This window comes from Paenibacillus sp. p3-SID1389, assembly GCF_025151705.1.
Taxonomy (GTDB): domain Bacteria; phylum Bacillota; class Bacilli; order Paenibacillales; family Paenibacillaceae; genus Fontibacillus; species Fontibacillus phoenicis.
The window spans coordinates 1-3,703 of record NZ_JALXVO010000101.1 but is presented as its reverse complement, the minus strand read 5'-3'; the positions used below and the strand labels follow the sequence as shown (position 1 = coordinate 3,703).

At 60.8% G+C, this 3,703-nt stretch carries 4 protein-coding genes and 1 riboswitch; all 4 genes read right to left on the bottom strand.

The annotated features are described in order from the left end of the window. Positions 1 to 130: 130 nt before the first annotated feature. The 4 genes from thiE to tenA all read right to left on the bottom strand — a co-directional run bounded on the left by thiE (position 131) and on the right by tenA (position 3,229). On the bottom strand, positions 131 to 817 hold the full coding sequence (gene thiE / locus M3G15_RS21170; protein WP_260071997.1) for a thiamine phosphate synthase: 687 nt from the start codon (positions 815 to 817) through the stop codon (positions 131 to 133). Then, entirely contained in the window at positions 814 to 1,632 is an 819-nt protein-coding gene (thiD, locus tag M3G15_RS21165; RefSeq protein ID WP_009227000.1) for a bifunctional hydroxymethylpyrimidine kinase/phosphomethylpyrimidine kinase, read from the bottom strand. Before thiD ends, thiE begins: the two co-directional genes overlap by 4 nt. Beyond that, the gene (thiM, locus tag M3G15_RS21160; RefSeq protein ID WP_260071996.1) at positions 1,629 to 2,477 is read right to left on the bottom strand and encodes a hydroxyethylthiazole kinase; all 849 of its coding nucleotides are present in this window, start codon (positions 2,475 to 2,477) and stop codon (positions 1,629 to 1,631) included. Before thiM ends, thiD begins: the two co-directional genes overlap by 4 nt. A 65-nt stretch (positions 2,478 to 2,542) precedes the next feature. After that, a complete protein-coding gene (tenA, locus tag M3G15_RS21155; RefSeq protein WP_260071998.1) occupies positions 2,543 to 3,229 on the bottom strand; it encodes a thiaminase II in 687 nt (228 codons plus the stop codon). A gap of 155 nt (positions 3,230 to 3,384) precedes the next feature. Beyond that, a riboswitch (TPP riboswitch) is annotated at positions 3,385 to 3,488 on the bottom strand. Positions 3,489 to 3,703 lie beyond the last annotated feature (215 nt).

The window sequence follows — 3,703 nt, the reverse complement described above, 5'->3', positions numbered from 1 at the left end:
TATGCGTTCACGCATTATTCATGACAAAAGCGAAATTAATACGAATCCCCTTTACCATATGATCCACAAATTCCCAAACCCTTGCCTGGGGCAAGGGTCTGGTCTGCGTATTGCGTATATGATGAAGCTCTCAAGTTGTGCTTGTGCCGGCATCCGTTGTCGCGTATAACTGCGCAGCGGCTTGGCGGACGTCATCCGCCAAGGTTATGGCGGAGATCACGGCAACGCCATCGGCACCGGCGCGAATCACGTCGCCGGCTGTTTCGGCCGTAATGCCGCCGATGCCAACCAGCGGCAAGGTGATCCCGCGGTCGCGAAGCTCGCGGAGAATCGCCGGCCCTTGCGGCGCTTTGGCGTCCGCCTTCGAGGCCGTGGGGTAGATCGGCCCGATGCCGAGGTAATCGGAGCCATGCCGCACGGCGGCCTCCGCCTCGGCGAACGTGTGCGCGGAGACGCCGAGAATGCGGTCGCCGATCCGGGCGCGGACCTGCGCGGCCGCCTCGTCCTCCTGGCCGACGTGAACGCCGTCGGCACCGATCGCAAGGGCCAGTTCCACGTCGTCATTGACGAGGAACGGCACGCCCCGCCGGCGGCATGCGGCCAGCAGCTGGACGGCAAGCGCCCGCAGCGGCTCCCCGGTGAGCGCTCCCGGTCCTTTCTCGCGGAACTGCACCAGCGTCACGCCGCCGTCCAACGCCGCCTCCAATACGCGGAGCGGATGATCGCGGCAGTTCGGGCTGCCAAGGACCAGATACGTGCGCAGCAGCTTGCGCATCCGATCCGCCGCAATCCGCCCGCTTCCGACCCCGCCGCTCATCGGGACGCTCCTTGCAGCCGGCGATAGGCAAAATGGTTGGTCGGGCCGTGCCCTTGCCCCAATCCAAGCTCATGCTCAATCGCCGCCTGAATGAAGGCTCGCGCGGTTCGCACCGCCTCGAAGGCCGGTGTTCCTTTAGCAAGCTCTGCCGTCAAAGCGGCCGAGAACGTGCAGCCTGTGCCGTGCGTTTGTGACGTAGGGATCCGCCGCTCCACCAGTTCGCTGAAGGTCGCGCCGTCATAATACAAATCCACGACCTGCTCGCCGGCAGCGGCATCATGCCCTCCTTTGATGACGACCTGCTGCGCCCCGTAAGCACAGATCCGTTTTGCTGCCTCGCGGCGGTCCTCCATGCTGCGGATGGACAGGCCGGACAGCACCTCCGCTTCGGGAAGGTTCGGCGTTACGATGTACGCCAGCGGCAGCAGCTGCGAGCGCAACGCCTGCACCGCTTCCGTCTGGAGCAAGGAAGCTCCGCCTTTGGCGATCATCACCGGGTCGACAACGACCCGGTTCCAGCCGAACGCGCGGATTTGCGCGGCCACCGCCCCAATGATTTCGGCGCTGAACAGCATTCCGGTCTTTAGCGCATCTACGCCGAGGTCGGAGCCAACCGCATCGATTTGCTCTGCCGCAGCTTCCGGAGGCAGCGGATAGACGTTGGACACGCCCAGCGTGTTCTGAACCGTCACGGCGGTGATCGCCGACATCCCGAATACACCCAGCTCCTGGAACGTTTTCAGGTCGGCCTGGATGCCAGCCCCGCCGCCGCTGTCCGACCCGGCAATCGTTAAGGCTCTAGCGATCTGGCTCATCCGACCCACCATCCGCCGGCTCCGGTCGCCTGAAATTCACGCACTGCCGCGTGCCCTTTGAGCGAGTGCGGGTGCAGCTTCGCCAGCTCGTCGAGGAACGCGATCTGGAAGCTGCCCGGGCCGGCCGAAGCCGTCCGCTCGGCGGCGCGGGACGCGGCAGCGCCATAGAACGCCAGCCCGGCGGTGCCGGCCAGCAGCAGATCGCGCTCCACCGCGGCGAAAGCCCCCAACACCGACGTCAGCAGGCAGCCCGTGCCGGTCACCTGGGTGAGCAGCGCGTCGCCGCCGCTGACGATCCGGCACTGCAGCCCGTCGGTGATGACATCTTCACGGCCGGTGATCGCCACGACCGTGTTCAGCGCCCGCGCGGCCCGCACCGCGAGCTCGGCCGCCTCGGCGCTCGCGGTGTCGCCGGCGTCGACGCCCTTGATCTCGCGGGATTCCCCGACGAGATGGGCGATCTCCGCCGCGTTGCCGCGCACGAGCGACACCTTCACCTCGCGCAGGATGCTCAGCGCCGACTCGGTCCGGAAGGCGGTAGCTCCCGCGCCCACCGGGTCAAGCAGCACCGGCACGCCGTGGGCGTTCGCCGACTGGCCGGCAAGGATCATCGCCTCCACCTGCGGCGTCGACAACGTGCCGATGTTAAGGACAAGCGCGCCGGCGATCTTGGCCATATCGGCCACCTCCTCCGGCGCATACGCCATGACCGGCGACGCGCCAAGCGCGTACAAGCCGTTCGCCGTAAAATTCGTGACAACCACGTTCGTGATGTTATGAACGAGCGGTTTCGTATTTTGCACCTTTTGCAGCACTTCGGATAGCTCTTTTTCCAGCAAACTCATATAAGTTCAACCTCTCTTTCGATCATTTGGCTTTGGGCATGGATGGATAGCGAATCGGCGCGGAGTTACAGCTGAAGCACCGGCACCGCAACCGGCCAATCTTCCAACCGATACGCCATATCCCAGAAGAGATATTCGAGCTGGCAGCTCTGCAAAAAATGCTCGGTCATGCGTTGACGCTCCGCCGCATTGGCGGTTTCCGCCCATTGGTCCAACGCCCGCATGAACTTCTCTGTGACGCCTCCTGCCCGTTGACCGTAGAAAGTGATCCACTCATAGTACGGATGCTCCGGCGTCGGCTGCACTTCCTCCAACAGCTTCTTGCCAATCTCCAGATAAGTCCACGGACAAGGCAGGAGCACGGCGTATATTTCTCCCAAACTTCCTTCGTGGGCCACCGTCAGCATATGACGGATATAATGATGAGCCGAAGGGGCTAGCGGAAAGCCTTGCAAATCTTCAAAATTCACCCCGGCCACCCGGCAAAAATTGTGATGCGGATGAATCTCACTGTTTAAAATGAAATCGATCTGTTGATTGAACAACGCAATCTCCTCGCGGGTCTGGCACTTGGAAATCGCGATCCCGTAAATTCGCATGTAAGCATTCAGATACTCAAAATCTTGCTTGACGTAATGAATGAGCTGTTCTTTCTGTAACCGGCCTTCCGCAATACCTCTGACAAAGGGATGATCAAATATCGCTTGATAAATTCCGTCCGCCTGCCTACGCAACTCTTGAGAAAATCCCAACTTCTCCACCTCCACAAATTTTGGCAAGGAAATCCTCTGAGAGGACAACGGCAAACCGAGCTGCCAGAGCACGCAAAAAAGCCGCTCCGTAGAGGGAGCGGCTGGATGAACCCTAGGCATACCGATATACTCATGGCAGCCTAAGCGCATGTCACTTGGGGCCGGCTCCACTTTCCTACGCTAGTATGAACTAGATCAGGTTCAAAGGGTCCAAGATGATCTCTTGTCTCAGCCGATGACGGCGCCCCTAGTGGATTTCCTATGCAATTCAATTATTACTCTACCGGTCCCTGCCTGGATTGTCAATCCCGTCCAGATGGTGGAATAGGTGGATCGTTTGCGTCTCTTCGTCTACACCAACCCCGCGCGGTTGCATAGCATAAATAACAGGGCACTCCTAGGAATCGATTTAGGATCGATTTCGGGATCGGTTCGACCTGTTCCCCATGACAAGCAACTGGACTCCATCAAGTT

Coding starts and splice junctions, on each gene's coding strand:
- thiE (WP_260071997.1), bottom strand. CDS start 817: ATGAGCGGCGGGGTCGGAAGCGGGCGGATTGCGGCGGATCGGATGCGC.
- thiD (WP_009227000.1), bottom strand. CDS start 1,632: ATGAGCCAGATCGCTAGAGCCTTAACGATTGCCGGGTCGGACAGCGGC.
- thiM (WP_260071996.1), bottom strand. CDS start 2,477: ATGAGTTTGCTGGAAAAAGAGCTATCCGAAGTGCTGCAAAAGGTGCAA.